We start from the raw sequence: 530 nt of genomic DNA, 5'->3' as shown, positions 1-530 counted from the left end.
GCGTACCTAAATCAAGGATTTGAATTCCAAAAAATGTCTTAACGTGGGTTTTATGTCATTTGGTTGGCGGGACCCCAGAAATAAAAAAAGCGATTGGTAGCAACTAAAGCTATCAATCGCCAGATATTTTAACTAAGTTAGTAATAAGATCTAAAAGTTCTTTTTGCTTCTCAGGTGATTTCGTTTTAACTTGCATCATAAGTTTTTCCCATTCATCTTTCGCAGCGACATCAGGATTCTTTTCATCCGATTCGCCTAACACATAAGAAACAGATACATTAGCAAGTTTTGCAATTTCTAAGCTCATCTTTTTAGATGGGCATTTTGTACTTTCTTCATTTTCCCACATTGAAACTGCAGATCGACTCTGCATCCCTAAAGCTTCAGCAAATTCTCTTTGACTAAGTTGTAGTATGTCAGTCCTTATCTCTTTAACACGTCTAGGGGTAGCGTCACACATCCATCAACTTAACGTATATTTTTATATAAAATGCGGTCTTTCCACGTAGTTTTTTATTATCTTTTATAGA

1 protein-coding gene is annotated in these 530 nt (G+C 35.5%); it reads right to left on the bottom strand.

The features are described from left to right. Positions 1-112: 112 nt before the first annotated feature. A complete protein-coding gene (locus PDQ33_RS29020) occupies positions 113-460 on the bottom strand; it encodes a helix-turn-helix domain-containing protein (RefSeq protein ID WP_270757147.1) in 348 nt (115 codons plus the stop codon). Positions 461-530: the final 70 nt, after the last annotated feature.

The organism is Bacillus cereus group sp. Bc031, assembly GCF_027716265.1.
In the GTDB taxonomy this organism is placed as follows: domain Bacteria; phylum Bacillota; class Bacilli; order Bacillales; family Bacillaceae_G; genus Bacillus_A; species Bacillus_A paranthracis.
Note: the sequence above shows the minus strand (reverse complement) of the source record. Positions and strands in the feature narration are given on the sequence as shown.

What these genes read in the sequence shown, in the direction of transcription:
- PDQ33_RS29020 (WP_270757147.1), bottom strand. Translation starts at nt 460, where the DNA reads ATGTGTGACGCTACCCCTAGACGTGTTAAAGAGATAAGGACTGACATA.